The following is a 22,120-nucleotide window of genomic DNA, read 5'->3' on the forward strand; positions in this document are numbered from 1 at the left end:
CTTCGGCGAAGTCGGAGCGAAACTCGTCGTCGTAGACGATGCGGCACCGCGGCGTATTGGAGCTCACTTAGCGAATTCTGCCAATCGCCACTGCATCTGAAGGCCCAGACCGTCGACGAGATGCTCGCGGTCAGCCGGCCGTATCAGCAGCGGGGCCGCCAGGCGGTATCACCTGGTAGCTGTACCGCCACTCGACGTCGGTGCCATGCTCACCGCCGACCGGCCGTGATCCGTGGAGATGCAAAAAAGCGACCATGTCATCGTCGCCAACTTGAGCCTGAGCCTTCCGCTCCGCCAGCGCCCTTACTTGGGCCGGGCTCGTCGTCTCGGGCACCACGATGGTGTCGTGCCGCACGTTCGAGGCATCGGCCATTGCGCCAGGCTGCGGCAAGTGAGGGCTTCCGTTTCCCGACGACACGCGCCCTCACACAACCGTGATCGACACGTGCTCGACCTGCGATGCAACCACCGCTACTCGCCATTGACCATGCCGAACGGGCACCCAAGGCAACCGCGAGGACCAGTTGGCGGCAGCGGCGGTGCGTCGTGGGAGGGTGCTGTCGCCTTTGCCGCTATAGGGCTTCACTGCCGCATACGGCGAGAGCGAATATGGCGGGTTGCCGCTAGGCGCAAAATAGGCTCTACTGCAACTACTTTCACGAATTGAGAATCACCGCACATGGTCAGGTTGCGCTGTGGCTACCACCTTGCCGCGTGCTGCTGTCCGCCGCCGACGGAACCGCCAGACCGCACTGTCCGTGATCGATCCCTAATCAGGACCGGAAGCGGCGGTGACGGCCGGGTTTAGAGGATTAGCGCCTTGACGACCGTGAGTGGCGGGTTGCCGGGCACCGGATTGAACTTGTCTGCCTCTACTTGCGCGCGCTCCCTGTCCGGGAATCTCAAGGCCAGACTGAGGTCGGGCGTCAGTCGATGGGTAACGTCCGGCCCGAACTCTTTCGCTGCGATTCCTCGGAGATATCCAACAGCTTGGCCATCTGCGTCGAGTTCGGCGACCACGTAGGTGAAAGCGACCCACTCTCGCGTGGTGTGACCGTCCACGGCGTTGTCGACTTCGCCGCGCTTCTTCAGCTCCGACAGCGTGGTGCTGATGCTGTCCGGGGATGAGGATCCCAGCGCCTCGGCGACCTCCGCGGCGGTGCTGTGCGGATGGGCACGAAGGTAGTCAGGGATACGTTTCGTGAGGGGGCGGTCATCGTCCGGCGGCGCCGAACGGAGGCGGATGGTGACACTGCCGTCCGCTTCGTCAATCACCAAGTCTAATGGAATGACTGTAAGGGTCATTGGAGTATTCTAGGTAATATGACTAAGAATGAGCAATACATCTTGCGGTTTAGGGTCGCGGCTGCTCCAGGGTCGGGCGTCCAAGTCCTACCTGAGCCAGCCTGCACCCCATCCGGAGTGCCGAGCTTCCGATGGCGGCGACTCCCCCGCCAGACCGACGGCTGACTAACGTTCCCGGCGTGATCGCGGCACCAACGTTGAGCAGCGAATGCCGCGGCTGGTTGATGACGGCCGGCTATTCATGCTTCGTGGATGAAGCGACGGCTGCGACGGTGGCCGTGGCGCCGCCAGGCACTTCGGGCACACGCTACTCACTTGCGCGCACGACGCGCGGTCGATTGAGACTCCTCGAGCTAAACGACGACGGCACAGAGGATTTGACGCTGTACGCGGCGGAGGTCGACGTCGTCGAGCGTTTTCTCATCGGCGTCCTGGCCGACGAGATCCGTGACGAGCTCGGGCTGCCTACTTGGAGCTGCCGTGGAGGGCCGAAGACACCGCGACCGGATTCGTCCTCAGTGCGATGTCGGGCGGCTACCGGACGTTGAGCCGGGCCGGCGGCGGCCCCATCGCTGCGGCGCCTGACGCCACGCTGAGCCTGGTGAAGCTCGTCCCACTGTCGCACTTCATTGGCTACGAGCTGCAAGCCCTCAAAGAGTCCTTCCTTGACGAAAACGGGGCTCCCCTGCTTGCTCACGGCGCCTACGCACCCCGTCGCGCACGAGGTCCGAAGTCAGAGACCTCATGACACTGCCAAAGGGCGGATCGGAATCGCCGCTGCCGGCAGCGGGTGGCGGGTCAAACGAGCGTCTGGGGCCGAACTGGTGGCGCACCGAAGCCATCCTCGCGGCTCGGCTGCGCGACCTGGTGACGGGACTCGACAGCATTGGCGCACTGAGCATCCCTTACGGCCGGTTACCGCGACGGCTGGGCATCTACGCCGAAGAGTTTCCTCGATGGGCAGATGTGGCTGACCAAACCCCACAAGCGCTGCTGCTGCGGCCGAAGCTGGGCGTCTCAGCTGTTGAAGCGCTGATCGACGCTGCGCGAGAAGCGGTGCGAATCAACCAGGACGCCATCGCCGCCGGGAAAGTCGGGGCTGTGACTGCTGTCGGTCGCCTCGTCGCACGGCTCGACGACTTCGACCGGACGATCCTGTCGGCGCGGGTATGGACATCCCGCCCGCAGTCGCAGCGAGTGGTTGCTGAGCGCCTTGGCGTCAACCCAGTCTCGGTGCAGCGCAACCAGGCTCGCGCCCAAGCGCGGTTCGCTGAGCTGCTCGCAGATCCGGCGCATCAGGAGGTCACCGAGCATGCGGCCGAGCTCGGCCGACGCCTTGGCCCTTATCTACCCGCCGATCTGCTCGACGCCGAACTTCGCCGCCTGGACGTGGACCCCTCCAATCTGGCCGCGCAATTGTTGCTCCACCTCGCCGGCCCCTACGTGGATCAGGGCCAGTGGCTCGAGAACACGACCACGAAGACCCGCACCAAAGCCGCAGCGGTCCTCGAAGCAGTCTTCGCGCACAAGCCTGCTCCATCCACCGACTCCCTGCTGCGCGCGGTGACCCGACTGGGCATCCGTTCGCCGATCGCGATGGCTTATCTCGAAAGTCGCGCCGAGCTGCGACGTTTCGGCGATGTGTGGGTCCGCGTACCTGACGACACCACCGCCACCATCGCCGAAGCCGCCCTCCATGTCATAGGTGCCCCCGCAACCCCAGTGGCCATCCTCGCCACCATCGGCTCCATATCCAGCACGAGCCTGACCACGCTCAATGGGAAGCTGTCAGAGGACGAGCGGTTCATCCGCGCCAGCCGACGCACATGGGGCCTGCGCGCGTGGGGTATCGCCGAGTACGCCGGAATCGCGCGCGCGATCGGGGCCGCCATCGACGCGCGCGGCGGCAACGCGAGGGTCGACGACCTAATCACCGATCTGCTGGCGAGGTACCCAGACGTGTCAGAACGCTCGATCAGGACATACATGAGCACCCTGGAGTTCGTCACACACGCAGGAATCGTACGACGACGCACCTCGGCCGACGAGTGGCCACCGGTCCCCCCGCTCAGTGCGGTCCGCGGGGCATTCCGCAACGGGCACAATGAGATACGGTTAGCGCTGCCGGTGACGGCCGATCTGCTCCGCGGGTCGGGTCAACCCATTCATCCGGCGGTGGCCACCGCAGTCGGGGTCATCCCAGGCCAGCGACGGACGTTCGCCGGCTCCCATGGTGAGGCCACTGTGGTGTGGAATCTGTCGTCGACCACGGGTGCCAATATCGGCTCGCTGCGCGTGTACGCGGTAGCCGCTGAGGCGGCCGTTGCCGACACTCTTGTGCTGGCGTTCAGGGTCGACGACGCAACGTTGGAGGTGACGCGCGTTGATCCGGACGCCGTCGGCATGCGTCGGCTGCGGCAGCTGCTCGGACGCACGGTGCGCAGCCCGGTCGCGGCGCTGGCGGCCAGCTTGCAATGCCGGCGCAGCGACGTGAGTGCGGTCTTGCGCGCTCGCTGAGACCATGAGCTGGCGGACGGATTGCAAATATCGGAAAGTGCTGTGCGACATAACAACTGACAGAGCTAGCGAGGCGCTGAAGCGACGATCCGGCCGCCCATGTCTCCCTGCAGCTTCTCGCAGTAGGAGCGGGTTTGACAGTTCAGCGACCAGTTTTTGCCGGCGAGTTCGCCGTACTCAACACCTGCTGGCTGAAGTAGGTCGAACTCTTTGAGCTGGGCGTCGACCTGTGCCTCGCTGGCATAGATCGAGAGGAGGATCACCTTGCCGTCGATAGTGCATTTTCCGATGTCGACGGGGTAGTACGCCGCCTTCTCCGGCGTCACATCGGTGCATGTGTGTCCGTGCCTAGTGAGGTCGTCGGCGAGCTCCTGCACCGATTGGTACGCCTGTAGGCCGGACAGCTTTGTCGGCTGGGTGGTTCCAGACGCGTCCTGGTTGGCCGTCTGCGAACCGCCACAGGCGATCAGGGACACCGCTCCGCCACCGGCCAACGCTAACCAGGTCATTCGCCGGGTCGCCCGTGACATGGCGGCACCCTAGCAAGTCGGCAACAGCTCACTAGCCAGTTACGGTCGCTGGGTGAACAGCGGCTCCGACGACAGCCCGGGGGCATCCGGGCCATGTCAGCGGTCGACGCCACAATGAGAGTTGTGACCGAACCCATCGCGCCCAGCCGCAACGTTCCCAAGCGGCCGCCCGCCGCTATCGAGGACCTGGAGCTGCTCGTCAAGGTCACCGGCCGACCGGAGGCTATTCGCGCCTACACATCGCCGGGCGTTCCAGTGTGGCGAGCGAGTCAAGGTAGCAGGCCGCGAGCCTGCCCAGGCCACCGTTACCCAGGCCGGGCTCCTCTTCACGCGCAAGTACCTCATCGAGATCTTGGCCAAGCGATGCCATAGCGGCACGCGCTTCTTCCTCGATCCCGAGATTCAGCAGATTGTTGCCGAGCTGTGGCCCCATCAAGAACTCGGCCGAGAGATAACACGTCGTCTTTCTGGAAAGGTCGAAATAGGTTTGAGCGGTCGCGATCCAGCGGTGCTGCATGCGGTCGCGTACCGCCAGTGCGAGCGCGCGGTAGTAGTGCTCGGGCGTCAGAACGGCAGCCGGGCGTCCAATGGAGTACCGCAAGTGGTCTGTGACGGCTTGCCGTAGGGCATCCACATGCATACCGGTTCGGACGTCTTCGGCTCTACCGGCCGTTGCCTTCGCGACGTCGGTCATCGCTGCGGGTTCCCGGGTGAGTTTGCACAGGTATGAGCCATCTCGTTTCTACTTTCTTAAATCGTCAGGCAGGTTGAGTCGGCAGGGCTGTCCCGGCGATCGTTGTACGGGTGCAAGCAAGGCAACGTTGTGTCGGCACTTTCGGCGTGAGTCAATCGGCACGGAAATTCGCGATCTCGAACTGATCTCGACGCCCCCTGGAAGTCCTGCTACGTACCTTCTAGGATTCTGGCGGGTCATCGTCGCCGCGCCCAAACAATCGTGGTGGAAGGACAAGTACCCAGGCTAGAGCAACTCTTTCAACTCGCTTACGAGCTGAGACTTGTTTCGGGCGCCCACAAACCGGGCGACCGGTGCTCCTGTCGGCGAACAAGATCATCGTGGGTATCGAGCCAAACTCGAACAGTGCCGTCGTCGACGGATTGGCGTCCACGTCGATCTTCATCACTTCAGCACTTCTGCCTGATCATCGGCAAGCTGTTCGAGTACCGGTGCCATGTCACGAGATGGCCCGCACCACGTCGTCGGCCAAAAATCCATGAGGACTGGCTTGTCACTGTTGAGCACATCGACGCCAAACGAAGCGTCCGTCAAGTCAATTGGAGTGCGGGCCGAGTGTGGCATCACTGTTCCCTCGCTCGTGGAATGCCCTCGTAGCGATTCCGAGTTTGGTCTCGGAACCGTTCGGTCAGCTCAGCATCTTTGGTGCGGTGTCAGTGGCAGTCGGTGCTTCACCGAGTCGCCGCCCATGCAGCCATGGAATCACTTCGGCTATCGCCCGGGCCCGACGTCTTCAGCCGCACTAACAGTCACCCGGAGAGCCTCGCCAATTCTCGGCGGGCATTTTCCAACCCGAGACCGGAATGGTTGGAAAACAAAGGAATTCGGTACCCCCCTGGCCGCTGTCGCTCTAAACCCGCCCCAATCTACTTTGGAAGGGGACAACCGATCCGCCCACCGCTCAGCGCTCCAGCGTACGTGCGCGGCCACGCTTGCGAACTCATTCATTCCTTGACCGCAGTTCATCAGCCCTGGCAGCCGCTGCCCGGTAGCCGAGGTCGTCGGCGTACATTCGGTGATCCCGCGGGTAGGTGACCTCCGTGGGTGACATGAACTCCTCGCTGACCGAGAACCGAGACAACGATGCATGGGCGAAACCCATCGACACCAGCGGCCGCGCGAAAAGCAAGTTGGTCAGATATCCCAGCGCAACGGCCCATCGATTAGCGTTACGCGGCATCGCGTAGAGGTGATAGAGGCGAGTGACCACCTTGGCGGCAAACCCGGACAGGGGCACGTTCAACGGATTGGCAACGGCGAACCCCGGACCTAGGTCGACAACAGTTCCCAGGTCGCGATGACGATATTCGCGCGCGCGGCCGTAACCCAGGCTGGCGGCGACGTTGTTTGCCAGAACCTTGCCCTGTCGTGCTGCGTGTTGCGCCGTCGGCGGCGTAATCGATCCCGGATCGGTCAGGACGGGCACTGCCGCCGCATCACCACCCGCATACACACCCTCAACACTTGGAACCTTCAGGTCTAAGCCAACTTTCAGCCGACCCTTCTCGGTGGGCAACGCGGTGGATGCGATCAGCGGGTTAGCCACCACACCGGTCACCCACGCAACTGTGTAGGTACCGATGCGGGTTCCGTCGGTGAGGATCACGTGATCGGCGGCGACCTCGGCAAGCGTCACACCGACACGGATCTGCACTCCTCGATGTCTGAGCACCCGCTCGGCCCGCGCCGCAAGTTCGATGCCGAGCTCGGGCATCATCCTGCCAGAGCGCTCGACAAGGATCAGACGAACACCGCCGGGTTCGAATCCGAACTCATGCACCGCCTCTGTGGCCATCGCGCACAGCTGCGCGATGAGTTCCGTTCCAGTATAAGACGACCCGACGACGACGATCGTTTTGCGGGCGGCCGCGCGGACGGGATCGCCGTCTATGCGCGCCAATTCGAACTGCTCAAGGATATGATCCCGCAGATACAACGCTTGCGCAGTGGATTTGAGCCCACGCGCATGCTCGGCCAGACCAGGTATGTCGAACAAGCGGCTAATGGAGCCGGGAGTCAAAACCAACCGATCCCACGCCACGTCGTGCACGGTGTTCTCTTGATCGCGGCAGCGCAATGTCCGCGCGGACAGATCAACGGAGTCGACGTGGGCCCGGATGAGCCGTACTCCTGGCAGCATGCCAATCAAGGGCACCGTGACGAGGCGCGGATCAATCGCGCCGCTGGCGACCTCTGGAAGAAGCGGCGTGTACAGCAGGTAGTCAACCGGAGAGATCATCGTCACCGTGACATCGGCGTCCTGCCGACCCAACAGCCTGATCAGCCGCCGCGCACATTCGAAGCCGGCGAATCCGCTACCGACGACGACCACATGGCGGGGCGGCCGTGGAACACTCCCGCCGCGCGACTCTCCTACCGAACCACAACCTGTCCAGGTCGCCCGCACGTGATCTCCGTTGATTTCTGGCTACAAAGGGTGCAGCTTTCCCGTCGACCCCGGTTCCCGCGGCCCGACAACCAACGGCAACCGCATTGCGGATTCGTACGTCTTTCTACTGAGGGACTACGGTCAGCGCCCGCCGCTCCCGGTACAGACGCCGTTACGGCCGGTTTGTTCTCAGCTCGGCCGTCTTCGCAACAGCATGCGGCCAAACCGGGTGACCGGTCATCACCCCGCAGCTGAGATCACCCGGGTGAACTAAACGAAGTGCAAACAGCGATCGGCGCGGACGAGGGTGTAGCACCTGCCAACTAACCCTGCCCACTCGACTGTTCGCGATGTGGAATCGCGATGCCGCCGTTTGGCCCGCCCGGCGCACAAGCTGCACCAACACATCGACATCGTGGGGATACGACCGGTGAAGGCACCGGCGCATTGACCATGCAATCACCGAAGTCCGAAGGCATTTCCGCGTTAGCCGCACCACCCATGGGATCCCCCACCCTGGATACGCCCTGATACTCCGGACCGGGAGGGTGACAGGAATCATGCCGCTGGTCACACCTGCGGCGATGCCGAAATCCCACGCCACCAACGGCGGCCAGGTTTGGCCCTCGCGCCGAGCGCATTATCTCGTCCGAGTACCGTGGCGCGTGCGAACCCGTGCGTCCTGAACCGATCCGGATGTGAAGCCAGCGGGAAGTCCAGACACGTCGCCATCTCGAAGACGCCACCATTGGTGATGTTGAACGCTTCGTTAGCCGCGACCGCGGACTGCGCAGCCCACACCACCACTGAGGCAAAACGAGGCCGGCATCGGCACTTCGGCTCCAGGCGTGCGTCCGAATCGGATACTCGATTTCTGCTCGGCCTTGTAGAGCCGATCGCGGAGTCGAAGAGCGCGTTGCGAGGCTGCCGATCGACGGGACGATCCCAGCGTCAATGGGCACTCCGGTGAAGCTGATTGCCGGGTACTGCGCAGGTTCAAACTAGTCCATCGAGGCGAGCAGTTCGCCACATGCCTGCTCGCAGCGGCGACAAACCTCAGCGCAGACACGGCAGTGGTCGTGATGTGCCGCGTGGAGATCGCACTCCTCGGCGCAAGCACGACATGCGACAACACATGCCTCGACTGCGGCGCGTACGACCCCAACATCGGGCTCGGTCTGACGGGTCACCACCCGCGCGGTCGCGTCGCACACGTCGGCGCAGTCGAGGTTGAACCGAACGCACCTCACCAGCTCGGACACGTCAGACTCGCCGAGGCATGCGTCAGCGCAGCTGGCGCACGTGACGGAACACTCGAAACACGCGTCAATGCAGCGCAACAGGACGTCACGATCAACGCTGATGGGCCGAGGATGTCGCTCGATGATGTCTCTGACTGTCACGTCGCCTCCATTCATATCGGCACTTGCCCTCACTAGTCTGCCAGGCGTGCCGCGGGGAGGGCCGTCGCAGGCGGCACGGAGATGGTCGTAGTGGGAGCGGTGCTGTGGGGAGGGTCTTGAGACCGGTCAAAATTACGACCGAGACAAGGCATTCTTATGCGTCTCGCGCTAATGCGCGGCGTTGGCTAGACTAGAAAGGACTGTTTAGTCCGATGACAGTGGCGGTGGAGACAACGCGCCCTGACCCCGTGTGTTGGACACGCTTAATCCCGGAAGATTGCCGGGGAAGCGAGATGATCCAACACGATGGCAAGGAAGAATTACCCTGACGAGTTCAAGCGGGACGCGGTAGCGCTGTACCGAGACACCGAGGGCGCGACGATCACCCAGATCGCTGCTGAGCTCGGCGTCTCCGGTGTGACGCTCTCGGCGTGGTGCAAGGCAGCTGGAGTGTCGATCCGACACCGCAATCCCGCGCCGGTCGGTGAGCCGGCTAACGGCGTCGAGACGCCGGAGCAGGAGCTGGCCCGGCTGCGGGCCGAGAACAAGGCATTACGTGCCACCGAGGCTAGGCTGTCCACCGAGCGTGACATTCTGCGGTCGGCGGCCAAATATTTCGCCGGGGAGACGAACTGGTGAGCCGCTTCCAGTTCGTCGCCGACCACTCCGACGCCTTTGAGGTGAAGTGGCTGTGCGCGGTTGTCGAGGTCGCGCGATCGTCGTTCTACGCATGGCTGGCCGCAGTTGGTGCTCGCGCTGCCCGTCAGGCCGCTGACGAGGCGTTGGCCGCCCGTATTCGCACCGTGCACGATGACGACAGCACCTACGGGGCACCGCGGATCACCGCGGAGCTCAACGACGGCGCACCTGCTGATCAGCGGGTCAACCATAAGCGGGTGGCCCGAGTGATGCGCACAGCTGGAATCGCCGGCTATCGGCGGCGACGCCGGGTGAAAACCACTACACCGGATCAGGCCAACCAGAAGGTTCCTGATCTGCTCCGCCGGGATTTCAACGCACCAGCACCCAACACCCGGTATGTCGGGGACATCACGTACTTGCCGTTGGCCACCGGCTCGAATCTGTATCTGGCGACGGTGATCGACTGCTACTCGGGGCGGGTCGCGGGCTGGGCGATCGCCGAGCACATGCGCACCGAACTCGTGGAGGACGCCCTCAAAGCTGCTGATGCTTTCCGGGTTTCATTGGCTGGTGCGGTGTTCCATTCGGATCACGGAAGTCAATACACCTCAACGGCTTTCGCGAAACTCTGCGGAGAGCTCGGCGTCACTCAGTCTATGGGTGGCGCGGGGTCAAGTGCCGATAACGCGCTGGCCGAATCGTTCAACGCATCCCTCAAACGCGAAGTCCTCCAGGACCGCAGCCACTGGCCTGACGTTGGCATCTGTCGCCGCGAAGTGTTCCGCTGGCTCGTCCGCTACAACATCAAACGACGACACTCCCGCTGCCGCTATTCCAGCCCAGCCACCTACGAACAGAATCACACACCCGCTACGCTGCCAAAAGCCGCGTAACCACAAATCCCGTGTCCACTACATGGGGTCAAGGCCCAACAGCGCGTTGCACGGGTTTGAACCGAAGACCTCTAATGGTGGGTAGCCATTGAAGGTAACGACGGGCTGTTTCGCTGCATGGAGATTGGTCAGTGCGGCGCGGTCGCCGCTTGTCATGGCGATGCCGACTACTCGGCCCCTTGCGCGGTGCAGACCGCGATGGGAAGGGCCGAAAACGCTTGGCGTGCAGCGCTAGCCGCACAGACGCTGGCTGCCCTCCGAGCGGAAGCCGACACGCACGCGCCAGGAGTGGCTGACGCCGTACGCCACGCATTCGGCCGCAGGTAGATAAATTCCTTTTCGTATCCAAGGTGAGGACAAGTACGAGGTTCAATCTAGGCGATAAACATCCTGATTCTGGGTGGCGGCTTCGCGGGTGTCTGGAGTGCTGCGGGCGTCCACGACGTCCAGCAGTGTGATCGACTCCAGACCGCGGGCCAGCCGGAACCCGCCCTGCGCTCCCGGTTCCGAGATGAGTAAGCCTGCCTTAACCAATCGCTGGACCTGCTTGTTCAGATAGGCCGGCGGATGGTCGTGGCCCGACGCCAGAGTCGCCGCCGAGACTGGTTGGTCCCCGCCTGCCCAACTGAGATTCAGCGGGGCGTGCACCGCCCATTCGACTCCCGCACGCAGGTAACCGCACAATCTAGATATTAAAAGTCCTTATTCGAGTGTCAAGACGCTCGACCAGTTCGTGGCCTTCCCACTGCACGGCGACCACCACCATGCCACTGCTCCGGGCGACCTTCGCCGCAGCCGACGAAGAACTGCGTACCGACGATCTCCCGTCGGCGCTACTAACCTCCACCGACGGCACGCGCGTCGAGGCCGACGTCACGATGGGAGCTGACGGCGTGCATTCATACGGTTCACGGCCCGGTCACCGAACCTTCACCGGCGGCCTACTCCCGGATAAGTCCTTTGGCCTTACCGACAGGCGTAGCCCGGTAGCGGAAAAACTGTCGTGTTAGCGCCGTCGACAACTTATGCCGGGACGAGGCGCAACGGCTGAAGTCCCATTTTCTTGGCGAATATTTCCTGGATGAGCACCGCGGAGGTAAGCGGCTGCCATGCCACCTCGATGCTGTCGATCAGACCGTTCTCGTCCAGGTGCAGGTGCTCGTTTCCTTTGATCGTGGTGCCATCACGGGTGAAGGTGAAGAATACGGCCACATCCCGTCCCGATGAAATCGTGAGGTTGACCTCGAGGGTCTCGATCGTCTCGATGAAGCCAGAGAGGATTTTGACGACCGTTTTTTTCCCTGCCGTGGGCTCAGGGTAGATCGGACCGGTGAGAACGATGTCTTCGGACAGGTGCGGGACGATGCCGACCTCGTCCCTGCCGCTCAAGGCCTTGAAGTATTCGTCTACATGAGTCGTGTTCATTGATTTTCACTCCTTTGAGAGATGTCGATCGCGGACCGACTCCTTCGGGACCTTCGGGTTCACCGTCGCGATCGGGCTCACGGTGACCGCGGGGCTGATCAACCTGATCTGGATGCCCCTGCCGGCAGCGTTGGCCTGGCTTCCGGTGCTGTTGTTCGTAGATCCTAGCGTGCTTCCTGCTGCCGGAAAGGCCGGACTTCACGCCTCCGGGTTACCGGAGTGCCGCCCGAATGACGACGGTCGATCGTCCAGCTGCTGGGACAACGGCGGATACTGCATCGGCGGGACGCGCAGATCCTTGCTCTGTGAACTCACAGCTGTTGGACACGCAGACGACGACCGAGGTTCGAAATGACAGGCGCTCGCCCCGGTCTCCACACATTTTCAGGCGCTTCGACGAAGACGAAACAGTCCTCCGTGGGGGCCAACGATCGAATGTCCGTCGAGCGGGTTCTGCGGCTGCTTCCAACGCTGCCAGGTTGGGACAGTGGGCAACGAGGCACCCGGCTCAAACGCATGTGTGGTGCGCGGCAAATACTCGACTGGCTGGTGACTTTAGATGGCGCTGGATGGCAGGAACGATGTGTCGACGGCATCTGAATACTGACCACTGCGCGGCAACTGAAAATTGACCAGCTTCCTGGAGAGCCTTGGCTATGGGCCAGGGAGGAAGCGAGTGTTGAACGTGGAGGACTGGGCAGAGATCCGGCGGTTGCGTCGGGCGGAGCAGTTGCCGATCGCTGAGATCGCGCGGGTGCTGGGGATATCGCGGAACACGGTGAAGTCGGCGTTGGCCTCCGATGGTCCGCCGAAGTATCAGCGGGCTGCGGCGGGATCGGTGGTCGATGAGGTCGAGCCGCGGATCCGGGAGTTGTTGGCGGTCTATCCGCGGATGCCGGCCACGGTGATCGCCGAGCGGATCGGGTGGTCGTATTCGATCCGGACGCTCAGTGAGCGGGTGCGGGAGCTGCGCCCGGTGTATCTGCCGCCGGATCCGGCGTCGCGCACGACCTATGTGGCCGGGGAGATCGCGCAGTGCGACTTCTGGTTCCCCGACGTCGAAGTCCCGGTCGGGTACGGCCAGGTCCGTACCGCCACGGCGTTGCCGGTGTTGACGATGGTGTGCGGGTATTCGCGGTGGGCATCAGCGGTGTTGATCCCGACCCGCACTGCTGAGGATCTGTATGCCGGCTGGTGGCAACACATCTCGATACTTGGCGCCACGCCGCGGATGTTGGTGTGGGACGGTGAGGGCGCGGTCGGACGGTGGCGGGCACGTCGCCCTGAACTCACTGGAGCATGTCATGCATTCCGCGGCACTTTGGGTGCCAAGGTGGTGATCTGCAGACCGGGCGACCCTGAGGCTAAGGGGTTGGTGGAACGGTTCCACGACTACCTGGAGCGGGCGTTCCTGCCGGGCCGGGTGTTCGGCTCACCGACCGACTTCAACACCCAGCTGGCCGATTGGATGGTGCGGGCCAATCACCGTCAGCACCGGATACTGGGATGCCGCCCAGCTGATCGGGTGCTGGCCGATAAGGCCGCGATGCTGGTCCTGCCGCCGGTCGGGCCCAGCATCGGGTGGCGGCACTCGGCGCGGCTGCCACGCGATCACTACGTGCGATTGGACGGCAACGACTACTCGGTGCATCCGCTGGCGGTGGGTCGGCGCATCGAGCTCACCGCAGACCTTGCCCGGGTGCGGGTGTGGTGCGCCGGCACGATGGTCGCCGACCACGAACGGGTCTGGGCCAAGCATCAGACGATCTGCGATCCAACGCATGTGGAGGCGGCAAAGCAGCTGCGTCGTCAACGTTTCGACGTCGTCGGCCCGCCCGCCCACGTCGAGGTCGAGCAACGCCGGCTCACCGACTACGACACCCTGCTCGACGTTGATGGGCCGGTGGCGTGATGGCCACCAAGACCACACCCGGCAGTCGTGACGTGAGCGCGGAGTTGGCGTATCTGACCCGGGCGCTCAAAGCGCCGACCCTGCGCGAGGCCATCGAGCGGCTGGCTGAGCGAGCCCGCGCCGAAACCTGGACCTACGAGGAGTTCCTCGCGGCATGTCTGCAACGGGAGGTATCGGCGCGCGAATCTCACGGCGGTGAAGGGCGCATCCGGGCCGCCCGCTTCCCATCTCGGAAGTCGTTGGAGGAGTTCGACTTCGACCACGCCCGTGGACTCAAACGTGACCTCATCGCCCACCTCGGAACGCTGGACTTCGTCACCGCCCGCGACAACGTCGTCTTCCTCGGCCCGCCCGGAACCGGCAAGACTCATCTGGCGACCGGCATCGCGATCCGGGCCTGCCAAGCCGGGCACCGGGTGCTGTTCGCCACCGCCAGCCAATGGGTCGATCGGCTTGCCGGGGCCCACCACGGTGGCACCCTGCAAACCGAACTCGTCCGGCTGGCCCGCTACCCGCTGCTGGTCGTCGACGAAGTGGGCTACATCCCGTTCGAACCCGAAGCGGCCAACCTGTTCTTCCAACTAGTGTCCTCCCGCTACGAGCGGGCCAGCCTCATCGTCACCTCGAACAAGCCGTTCGGCCGCTGGGGCGAAGTGTTCGGCGACGACGTCGTGGCCGCGGCCATGATCGACCGCCTCGTCCACCACGCCGAAGTCATCGCGCTCAAAGGAGACAGCTACCGCATCAAAGACCGAGACCTCGGCCGCGTCCCCACCGTCACAGCCGAGGATCAATGAACCCGTGCTGGTCAATTTTCAATTGGGTGGTTTCTAGGGGCGGTCGCAACACTTCTCTAGATTCTGGAGGTTGTGTTGTCATCGTCGCGTCGCGTGAAGAAAGGCCCGGGCCGCCGGCCCCAATCGGCCAAGCGTCAGCGGTTTATGGAGCTACGTGCCCGGGGCTGGTCTATCTCGGCGGCGGGGCGCGAAGTCGAGGTGTCCCGTACCTCAGCAAACAACTGGGCGCGAGGTTACAAAACCTATCGGCGTGGCGAAGCCGTCGGATTCGTGCCCGCGCTTGATCGTTTGACTGTGCGCCAAATCAGCGATCGGTATTTGTCCGAACAAGAGCGGATCGACATAGCCGACCTACGCCGCTCGGGGCTCAGTATCCGGGGGATCGCCGCCGAGCTTGGCCGGGCACCATCGACCATATCGAGGGAGTTGCGCCGCAACAGCCGCCGCGACGGCACCTACCGGCCGTTTGAAGCTCACGGCTGGGCAGTCCAACGCAGAGCGCGTCGTCATCGGCGGCGGATCGACAACAACCCCGTCCTATGCGAACTGATCGCCGAGCTGCTCGCCCAACGTTGGAGCCCGCAACAGATCGCTCGGCATCTGCGGCGCAAGTACGCCGAGGATCAGTCGATGTGGTTGTGCCACGAAAGTATCTATCAAGCGGTCTACCAGCCCCAATCACGCTTGATTCGCTCGCCGCAGGTCAGGTCACCACACCGCGGCCCGTTGCGCACGGGCCGAAGTCATCGCCGCGCTCACCAGCGGCCTGGCCGGCGTCGTCCGCGGTTCGCCCATCCGATGTTGTCGATCCATCAGCGGCCATTCGATCCGGCCGACCGCGGCCAGCCAGGCCACTGGGAGGGTGACCTCATCGTCGGCAAGAATCAACGCTCGGTGATCGGCACCCTCGTCGAGCGGCAGACCCGCATGATCCGGCTGATGCACCTTCCCACTCGCGACGCCGATACCTTGCGCATCGCGATTTCCACGACCATGAGCGGGTTGCCCACCACATTGATCCGATCGATCACCTGGGATCAGGGCATCGAAATGGCAAGGCACACCGACATCACCGCAGACCTAGGCGTAGCGGTCTACTTCTGCGACTCCCGCTCACCCTGGCAGCGTGGCAGCAACGAGAACGCTAACGGTCTGCTGCGACAGTACTTCCCAAAAGGCACCAGCCTGAACACCTACACACCCGACCACCTACGGGCTGTCGAATACGAGATCAACAACAGGCCCCGCCGCGTCCTCGGAGACCGCACTCCCACTGAACTTTTCACCGCGCTGCTAACCTCACCAGACCATCAACTGTTGCGACCGCCCCTAGAACCCACCTTGCCGACAACTGGTCAGTTTTCGGTTGCCGTTGACACGATGGAGGGCTGCTGGGTGGGGTCTGCTGCATCGATAGGTGACAGTTACGGTCACGCGGCCTGACTGGCCGGTGTAGTCATACTTGCTTCGTATTCGATCGGGGTCAACCGCCCGAGGGCGGCTTGGCGTCGGCGATGGTGGTAGGTGCGTTCGATCCAGGTGACGATCGCGATGCGTAGTTGTTCGCGGGTGTCCCAGCGACGGCGGTCCAAGACTTTCTTCTGTAGCAGGCTGAAGAAGCTCTCCATGGCCGCGTTGTCACCCGCCGCCCCGACGCGGCCCATCGACCCGACCATCTCGTTGCGGCCCAGGGCGTGGACGAAATTTTCGGCTGCGAAATTGGGCGGATTCAATCGGTGGTCGCAACACCGGCTTGGTGAAGTGAGTGTAGGTGTTCGGTGAAGGCTTCGGCGGGGGTGCGCCAGCCGAGGGTTTTGCGTGGTCGGGTGTTGAGGGTGTGGGCGATCGCGGCGATGTCGTCTGCGGTCCAGCGGGACAGGTCGGTGCCCTTCGGAAAGTATTGCCGTAACAGGCCATTGGTATTCTCATTAGTACCGCGCTGCCACGGACTCTTGGGATCGGCGAAGTACACCTTGACACCGGAGGCGATCGAGAACTGGGCGTGAGCCGATAGTTCCTTGCCCCGGTCCCAGGTCAACGACCGGCGCAACTGTTCGGGCAGCGTGGCGATCGTCTGCTCCAAGGCGTTGGCCATCGTGATGGCGCCGTAGCCGGCCAGCGCTGGCCCGTTCTTGGTCCGCGGGATCACCCCGTAGCCAACTTCGCGCGGGAGATGGATCAGCATGGTGAACCGGCTGCTGCGCTCGACCAGTGTGCCGATCGCGCTGCGCTGCAACCCAATCAGAAGGTCACCCTCCAAATGTCCGGGGACCGCGCGGTCGGCGACCTCCGATGGGCGTTGGCTGATCAACGTCTCCGGGGTGACATGCGCCCACGCCTTCTGCCGGGTCCGGGTCGCGGCACCCGCAACGCCCGACCGCGACGCAGACAGCTGACCAGATCCCGCTTCAACGCGCCGCGTGTTTCGACATACAGTGCCTGATAGATGGCCTCGTGGCTGATCCGCATGGTCTCATCATCGGGGAACTTCAGCGGCAACCGGCGGGCGATCTGTTCAGGACTCCACGCCTGAACCCAGGCGGATCAGCCACGAGGCCATCTATCAGGCACTTCTGCTGGTGGCCGCCAATATGCGCGTAAGCATCACCGTCGTCGGTCCCTTGCTCGGCGACGTCCGCGCCGAACTGCACCTCTCGTCAGCCGCGGCGTCGGCGCTGATCAGCCTTCCCGTCCTGTGCTTCGCGGTCTTCTCACCGATCACGCCCGCGATCGCCAAGTGGCTCGGGATGGGAACGCACCCTCGGCTTGGCGCTGGCGCTGCTCACCGTGGGCATCCTCGCCCGTTCGCTGCCGTTCACACCGGCGCTGTGGGGTGGCACGGTGGTATTGGGCGTCGCCATCGCCGCCATAAACGTCGCCTTGCCCGCGCTACTCAAACGTGACTTTCCTAGCCGCGCAGGACCACTCACCGGCGCATAGAACGCTCTGCGAGCTCATGCGATACGCCTATAGCCGTGAACTCGGCGCTGACTGGCTGTCAACCATCAACAATTCAAATCAGCGACGAACATGGGCAAATCGCTTTCAAAGCGAACAAGGGGTCCGCCCCGGCGTTGCGATACTTCCATCCGAGGGCCTGGCGTACAGCGACTTCGGTGACCTTGTCGCGATCGCCTCCAAACACTGGATACCGCTGGAGCCTGCCCTTGGCCCGAAGATTGAGACGCTCCCTCTGCTCGCCCGCTTCGAACAACTCCGCAATAGCGTCGCACACAACCGCGGCATCCTCATGTTCGACGAAGACCTCCTATCCGGGATTGCTGGCTAGATACGAAACCAGGTGACCATCTTCATGAGTACGCTAGATCCAAGCGGCGATTACTACCCCAGAATCGAGTTGATCACCGACAGCTTCGGCAACCACATTGCACCTGATCCCGGAAAGGTAAACCCGTTCTTAGAAACCGACGGTGTATGTCGGCCCGAACAGGTCCTGCGAGTCGGCGATAGCGTCGAATTCGATTGCGTGGGCACCGACCCCATAGACCGCGAACTTCATTGGAAGGCGCGGTCTGCTGGCGCCCGCGAGCATAGCGAAGTGGCGCCTAGTTGTCGTGACCTGACACGTTGTTGTCAGGCGGTGAGCCGGCTGATGGGTGGTCGTCCGCCTAGGGCGGAGTGGCCTCGTCGAGTGTTGTAGCGGTGAAGGAATTGGTCAAGACCGCGTTTACGCAGGCTGTTGCTGGTCCAGGGGCGGTGGTAGGCCCACTCGTTGAGCAGGGTCCGGTTGAAGCGCTCGGCCTTGCCGTTGGTCCAGGGGCAGCCGGGTCTGGTGAATCGGCGTTTGAGCTGCCAGGCCGAACATACCCAGCCCCAGTCGGTGCCGCGCCGGTAGACCAACGCGTTGTCGGTCAGTAGCCGACACACCCGCACGCCGTGGGCGGCGAACCAGGCCATGGCGCGGTGCAGAAAGCCAGCGCAGGTCGGGTCCTTCTCGTCGGGCAGAACTTCGCTGTAGGCCAGCCGGGTGTAGTCATCGATGGCGGTGTGGACGTAGTCATAGCCGATCTTGATCTTCTTGTGCCGGTTGGCAACTGAGACCGCGGCGGCGCGGCCGTGCAGCCGCCATCCCCCGCCGGAGGGGATGCGGCCGAGCTTCTTGACGTCGACATGGACCATTGCCCCCCGGCGTTCGGTGTTCGTAGCGGTGGGGGCTGCGCCGCGATGAGCGCACCGCCTCGCCGGTGATCGGGTCGATCGCACTCAGAGGTGGCACTTGGTGGCGGGCCAGGATCCGTCCCACCGTCGACGGATTGAGATCGAGTTCGGCGGCGAGCACCACCGCGCCGCGCTGACGGCGTCGCCGGGCGGTGAGTACCTTCTGCTCAACCCGATGGCTGGTGCGGTTGGGCATCCGGATCGGCCGCGACGAACGGTCGGCCAGCGCGGCATCGCCGCCCTGGGCGTACCGGTGCAGCCACTTGTACACCGTTGCTCGCGAAATCCCCAGTTGCTCAGCCACGTGCGCGGCCGGCCAACCGGCGGCGACACGCTCAACGATCAGCCGGCGAGCGAACACATTGGTACGGGCGTTAGCGTGAGACACAGGGACCTCCTACGGGTGAATGCCAGACACATCCACTCCGTCAGGAGGTCCCCCACTTTCAAGCAGGCACGCCGTCAACAACCTCTCAGGTCACAACACCTAGTGGCACCCCGGTACGCCTGCGCTGGACAGCCGGGATTAGCGGTGAAAGGTGTGAGGTACAGATCCACTTGAACAGCCCAAGTCAGTATCACCGCCATTACGGCCACGACGGACTTGTCTGTTTCGTATACAAGGTACTGCCTCCGGCCGATAGCGATGCGAGCGAATGAACGCGGGTGGTCTCCGGAGACATGCGCTCGCCCGCTGGCGGGATCGAACGAGTTTCGAGGGCACACCTTGGGGCTAATGGTTGTCCCAATAGACATTTTCGATACGCCCCCGGCCTAACATCCGGATGTCTGATGGATATAACAGTTACTCTTTTAACCGAATCGACAGAGTTGTATTACCTTGGTGCACAGCGGATTCCGGGGTTTCGACCCCTGTTCGCGCCCGTGCGAGGAAGACTTAGGGGCATGAATGATGATGATTGGATTCGTTCGTTTGAGGCTCCCCCCGAATGGTGGACATCGAGATAGCGGGATGAATGGTCTCGCTGGAAGGATGTCACCATGTCCCGAACCCGCCGGTCGTTCACGACCGAGTACAAGGTCGAGGCCGCTCATCGGGTGATCGATTCCGGGCGCACGATCGCTGAGGTCGCTCGCGAGCTGGTCGTGAACGAGGGTCTGCTGGGACGGTGGGTTGCTGAGGAGCGCCGCCGTGTGGAGGCTGCCGCAACTCGTCAGGACGTGCCGTTGACGCCGGCGGAGCGCGCCGAGCTGGCGCGGCTGCGCAAGCAGGTCGCCGAGCAGGAGAAGGACATCGCGTTCCTGAAAAAAGCCTCGGCGTACTTTGCCGCCAGCCAACCGAAGTAGACCGGTTCGAGCTGATGGCCGCAGAGTGCGCGACCACCGCGATCACCCGAATGGCACGACTGCTGGGGGTGTCCACCTCCGGTTACTACAAGCGTGCGAAGCGTTCGGTAACCACACAATTGACTGATCGAGAGCAGCGGAAAGCCGACCTGACCGTGAACATCATCGACCATCACCGCGACTCCGGCGGGACCTACGGCTCACCGCGGATCACCGCCGACCTTCGTGCCGGCGGCGAGCAGGTCTCAGAAAGGACAGTCGCCAAGATCATGGCCGAGATCGGGCTGGCCGGGATCAGCCCGCGCACGTTCAAGGTGCGCACCACTGTGGTTGATCCGACTGCGTCGTTTCCGCCCGATCTGGTCGAGCGTTGCTTCGATCAGGGCCGCCCCGACGCCGTGTGGAGCTCGGACATCACGTTCCTGACGTGCGGTGAGGGCGACATGTATTTGTGCGCGATCCGCGACGAGCACTCCAAACGGGTGCTGGGCTGGTCGGTGGCCGATCACATGCTCACCGAGCTAGTCACCGACGCGCTGGCCCAGGCGGTCGCAGTACGCGGCGGCCATGTCGGTGGCACGATTATGCATTCCGACCGCGGAGCCCAAGGCGGATTCAAGTAGTCGTTGCAACACCTCGATGATGGAGGTGTTGATGGGCAGGCCAGCGGAATGGATGAAGGGGTTGACGGGGCGCTCGCCGATGAGGTCGCCGGGGGCGCCGTCGCATCGGCGGGAGTTTCAGCGAAAGTTCTGGACTGAGATCGCCAAGGGGTTGCTTCTCGAGGAATGCGCGCACACCGTTGGCGTGTCGCAGGCGGTCGGAACACGGTGGTTCCGTCACGGTGGCGGGATGCCACCATTTTCCTTGAAACCGTGGTCGGGTCGGTACTTGTCGTTCGCCGAGCGCGAGGAGATCGCGTTGCGGCGGGCGCAAGGCGCCGGCATGAGACAGATCGCCCGCGAGTTGGGACGGGCGCCGTCGACGATCTCGCGGGAGCTTCGCCGCAACGCCGCCACCCGTAGCGGCAAATTGGTCTACCGTGCCTCGGTTGCTCAATGGAAAGCCGAACTCGTTGCTCAGCGCCCTAAGACGGCCAAGCTTGTCGTCAATCCCCAACTGCGCGAATATGTTCAGCAACGCCTATCCGGCCAGATAAGCCGTCGCGACGGCACAGCAGTGGCAGGGCCTGCGGCAGGACCATGGACTGGCCGCAACAAGCCCCATCGAGGTGACCGGCAATGGGTGAGGGCATGGAGCCCTGAGCAGATCGCAGCACGTCTAAAGATCGACTTCCCCGATGATGAGTCTATGAGGATCAGCCATGAAGCGATCTACCAGGCGCTCTATATCCAGGGCCGTGGTGCGCTCAAACGCGAACTCATCTTGTGTCTTCGCACCGGTCGCGCTTTACGGGCACCTCGGGCCAGAGCGCGGCGCAAGGCGTGGGCGCATGTCACACCCGAGGCACTCATCAGTGAGCGGCCAGCAGAAGCCGAAGACCGTGCCGTTCCAGGGCATTGGGAAGGCGACTTACTGACCGGGCTGGAACGCTCGGCGATCGGCACGCTGGTCGAACGCACGACCCGTTTCACGATGCTGGTTCACCTGCCTCGAGAGCGGGCTACCGGCACGGGCACAGCGTCAAGAACGGCCCTGCGCTGGCAGGATACGGGGCGATCACGATGAAGAATGCCCTCTCGGCCACGATGCGCACTCTGCCGCAGCAGCTGAAGCGCTCGGTGACCTGGGACCGTGGCAAAGAACTATCTGCCCACGCCGCATTCAAGGTCGAGACCGGGATTCCGGTCTTCTTCGCCGATCCGCATTCACCGTGGCAGCGCGGTACCAACAAGAACACGAATGGGCTTCTATGGCAGTACTTTCCGAAAGGAACAGACCTGACACGATGGAACGTCGAGGACCTCGAAGCAGTCGCTCACGCACTCAACACCCGACCCCGTAAAATCCTCGGATGGAAGACCCCCGCCGAAGCTCTCAACGACCACCTACTATTACTCGAACAAGCCGGTGTTGCAACGACCGATTGAATCCGCCCAATACAC

At 63.3% G+C, this 22,120-nt stretch carries 16 protein-coding genes and 7 pseudogenes; 11 read left to right on the forward strand and 12 right to left on the reverse strand.

Translation table 11 applies throughout. The features are described 5' to 3' along the window. Positions 1–130: 130 nt before the first annotated feature. Together ACVWWN_RS01045 and ACVWWN_RS01050 are read right to left on the reverse strand one after the other, a co-directional pair. Positions 131–373, reverse strand: coding sequence for a hypothetical protein (locus tag ACVWWN_RS01045; RefSeq protein ID WP_457142221.1), 243 nt, complete (start codon positions 371–373; stop codon positions 131–133). A gap of 431 nt (positions 374–804) precedes the next feature. Next, positions 805–1,275, reverse strand: coding sequence for a hypothetical protein (locus tag ACVWWN_RS01050; protein WP_457142222.1), 471 nt, complete (start codon positions 1,273–1,275; stop codon positions 805–807). 254 nt (positions 1,276–1,529) lie between these two features. Between ACVWWN_RS01050 and ACVWWN_RS01055 the strand changes: the two are divergent. Together ACVWWN_RS01055 and ACVWWN_RS01060 are read left to right on the forward strand one after the other, a co-directional pair. Beyond that, a pseudogene (locus tag ACVWWN_RS01055) lies at positions 1,530–2,053 on the forward strand (Imm61 family immunity protein). Continuing rightward, positions 2,050–3,822 (forward strand): hypothetical protein, encoded by a 1,773-nt coding sequence (locus ACVWWN_RS01060; RefSeq protein ID WP_457142223.1) that lies wholly within the window; start codon positions 2,050–2,052, stop codon positions 3,820–3,822. Before ACVWWN_RS01055 ends, ACVWWN_RS01060 begins: the two are co-directional and overlap by 4 nt. A 65-nt stretch (positions 3,823–3,887) precedes the next feature. On the opposite strand, the gene ACVWWN_RS01065 is transcribed toward ACVWWN_RS01060, so the two are convergent. The 5 genes and pseudogenes from ACVWWN_RS01065 to ACVWWN_RS01085 all read right to left on the reverse strand — a co-directional run bounded on the left by ACVWWN_RS01065 (position 3,888) and on the right by ACVWWN_RS01085 (position 8,913). Then, the gene (locus tag ACVWWN_RS01065; RefSeq protein WP_457142224.1) at positions 3,888–4,352 is read right to left on the reverse strand and encodes a hypothetical protein; all 465 of its coding nucleotides are present in this window, start codon (positions 4,350–4,352) and stop codon (positions 3,888–3,890) included. 238 nt (positions 4,353–4,590) lie between these two features. After that, positions 4,591–5,046, reverse strand: a pseudogene (locus ACVWWN_RS01070) (glycogen/starch/alpha-glucan phosphorylase); the annotation flags it as partial. A gap of 444 nt (positions 5,047–5,490) precedes the next feature. Continuing rightward, a complete protein-coding gene (locus ACVWWN_RS01075) occupies positions 5,491–5,670 on the reverse strand; it encodes a thioredoxin family protein (protein WP_457142225.1) in 180 nt (59 codons plus the stop codon). Positions 5,671–6,046: 376 nt separating this feature from the next. Then, positions 6,047–7,438: an NAD(P)/FAD-dependent oxidoreductase gene (locus tag ACVWWN_RS01080; protein ID WP_457142396.1), complete on the reverse strand. Its 1,392-nt coding sequence runs from the start codon at positions 7,436–7,438 to the stop codon at positions 6,047–6,049. A gap of 1,058 nt (positions 7,439–8,496) precedes the next feature. After that, on the reverse strand, positions 8,497–8,913 hold the full coding sequence (locus ACVWWN_RS01085; RefSeq protein ID WP_457142226.1) for a four-helix bundle copper-binding protein: 417 nt from the start codon (positions 8,911–8,913) through the stop codon (positions 8,497–8,499). 291 nt (positions 8,914–9,204) lie between these two features. On the opposite strand from ACVWWN_RS01085, the gene ACVWWN_RS01090 reads away from it, so the two are divergent. Beyond that, positions 9,205–10,433, forward strand: a protein-coding gene (locus tag ACVWWN_RS01090; protein ID WP_457142227.1) for an IS3 family transposase whose coding sequence is annotated in 2 segments (ribosomal slippage) — positions 9,205–9,517 and positions 9,517–10,433 — 1,230 coding nt in all. Because the reading frame shifts where the segments join, the coding sequence is not laid out codon by codon here. A gap of 369 nt (positions 10,434–10,802) precedes the next feature. On the opposite strand, the gene ACVWWN_RS01095 is transcribed toward ACVWWN_RS01090, so the two are convergent. Together ACVWWN_RS01095 and ACVWWN_RS01100 are read right to left on the reverse strand one after the other, a co-directional pair. Beyond that, entirely contained in the window at positions 10,803–11,117 is a 315-nt protein-coding gene (locus ACVWWN_RS01095; protein WP_457142228.1) for an RrF2 family transcriptional regulator, read from the reverse strand. A 339-nt stretch (positions 11,118–11,456) separates the two neighbouring features. Continuing rightward, entirely contained in the window at positions 11,457–11,858 is a 402-nt protein-coding gene (locus ACVWWN_RS01100) for a nuclear transport factor 2 family protein (RefSeq protein ID WP_457142229.1), read from the reverse strand. A gap of 676 nt (positions 11,859–12,534) precedes the next feature. Between ACVWWN_RS01100 and istA the strand changes: the two genes are divergently transcribed. The 3 genes and pseudogenes from istA to ACVWWN_RS01115 all read left to right on the forward strand — a co-directional run. Next, the gene (istA, locus tag ACVWWN_RS01105) at positions 12,535–13,770 is read left to right on the forward strand and encodes an IS21 family transposase (RefSeq protein ID WP_457142230.1); all 1,236 of its coding nucleotides are present in this window, start codon (positions 12,535–12,537) and stop codon (positions 13,768–13,770) included. Beyond that, on the forward strand, positions 13,770–14,567 hold the full coding sequence (gene istB / locus ACVWWN_RS01110; RefSeq protein WP_457142231.1) for an IS21-like element helper ATPase IstB: 798 nt from the start codon (positions 13,770–13,772) through the stop codon (positions 14,565–14,567). The genes istA and istB overlap by 1 nt, the downstream gene beginning before the upstream one ends. 72 nt (positions 14,568–14,639) lie before the next feature. After that, positions 14,640–15,890: pseudogene (locus ACVWWN_RS01115) on the forward strand (IS30 family transposase); the annotation flags it as partial. 107 nt (positions 15,891–15,997) lie between these two features. Here ACVWWN_RS01115 and ACVWWN_RS01120 read toward each other — a convergent pair. Further along, a pseudogene (locus ACVWWN_RS01120) lies at positions 15,998–16,324 on the reverse strand (integrase core domain-containing protein); the annotation flags it as partial. Then, positions 16,297–17,105 (reverse strand): annotated as a pseudogene (locus ACVWWN_RS01125) (IS30 family transposase); the annotation flags it as partial. The pseudogenes ACVWWN_RS01125 and ACVWWN_RS01120, both read right to left, overlap by 28 nt. Positions 17,106–17,333: 228 nt before the next feature. On the opposite strand from ACVWWN_RS01125, the gene ACVWWN_RS01130 reads away from it, so the two are divergent. Then, positions 17,334–17,507, forward strand: a complete 174-nt coding sequence (locus ACVWWN_RS01130; protein ID WP_457142232.1) for a hypothetical protein — start codon at positions 17,334–17,336, stop codon at positions 17,505–17,507. A gap of 16 nt (positions 17,508–17,523) precedes the next feature. Continuing rightward, positions 17,524–17,856 carry a hypothetical protein gene (locus ACVWWN_RS01135; RefSeq protein ID WP_457142233.1) on the forward strand — a complete coding sequence of 111 codons (333 nt, stop codon included), beginning with the start codon at positions 17,524–17,526 and terminating at the stop codon, positions 17,854–17,856. Between the two features lie 305 nt (positions 17,857–18,161). Here ACVWWN_RS01135 and ACVWWN_RS01140 read toward each other — a convergent pair. Then, positions 18,162–19,134: pseudogene (locus tag ACVWWN_RS01140) on the reverse strand (IS481 family transposase). Between the two features lie 614 nt (positions 19,135–19,748). On the opposite strand from ACVWWN_RS01140, the gene ACVWWN_RS01145 reads away from it, so the two are divergent. The 3 genes and pseudogenes from ACVWWN_RS01145 (at position 19,749) to ACVWWN_RS01155 (ending at position 22,105) form a co-directional block, all read left to right on the forward strand. Further along, positions 19,749–20,054: a transposase gene (locus ACVWWN_RS01145; protein ID WP_457142206.1), complete on the forward strand. Its 306-nt coding sequence runs from the start codon at positions 19,749–19,751 to the stop codon at positions 20,052–20,054. A 14-nt stretch (positions 20,055–20,068) separates the two neighbouring features. Continuing rightward, positions 20,069–20,677 carry an IS3 family transposase gene (locus ACVWWN_RS01150; protein WP_457142234.1) on the forward strand — a complete coding sequence of 203 codons (609 nt, stop codon included), beginning with the start codon at positions 20,069–20,071 and terminating at the stop codon, positions 20,675–20,677. A gap of 52 nt (positions 20,678–20,729) precedes the next feature. After that, a pseudogene (locus ACVWWN_RS01155) lies at positions 20,730–22,105 on the forward strand (IS30 family transposase). The last annotated feature ends 15 nt before the right edge of the window (positions 22,106–22,120 follow it).

The sequence above is a fragment of the Mycobacterium sp. URHB0021 genome (assembly GCF_054057895.1).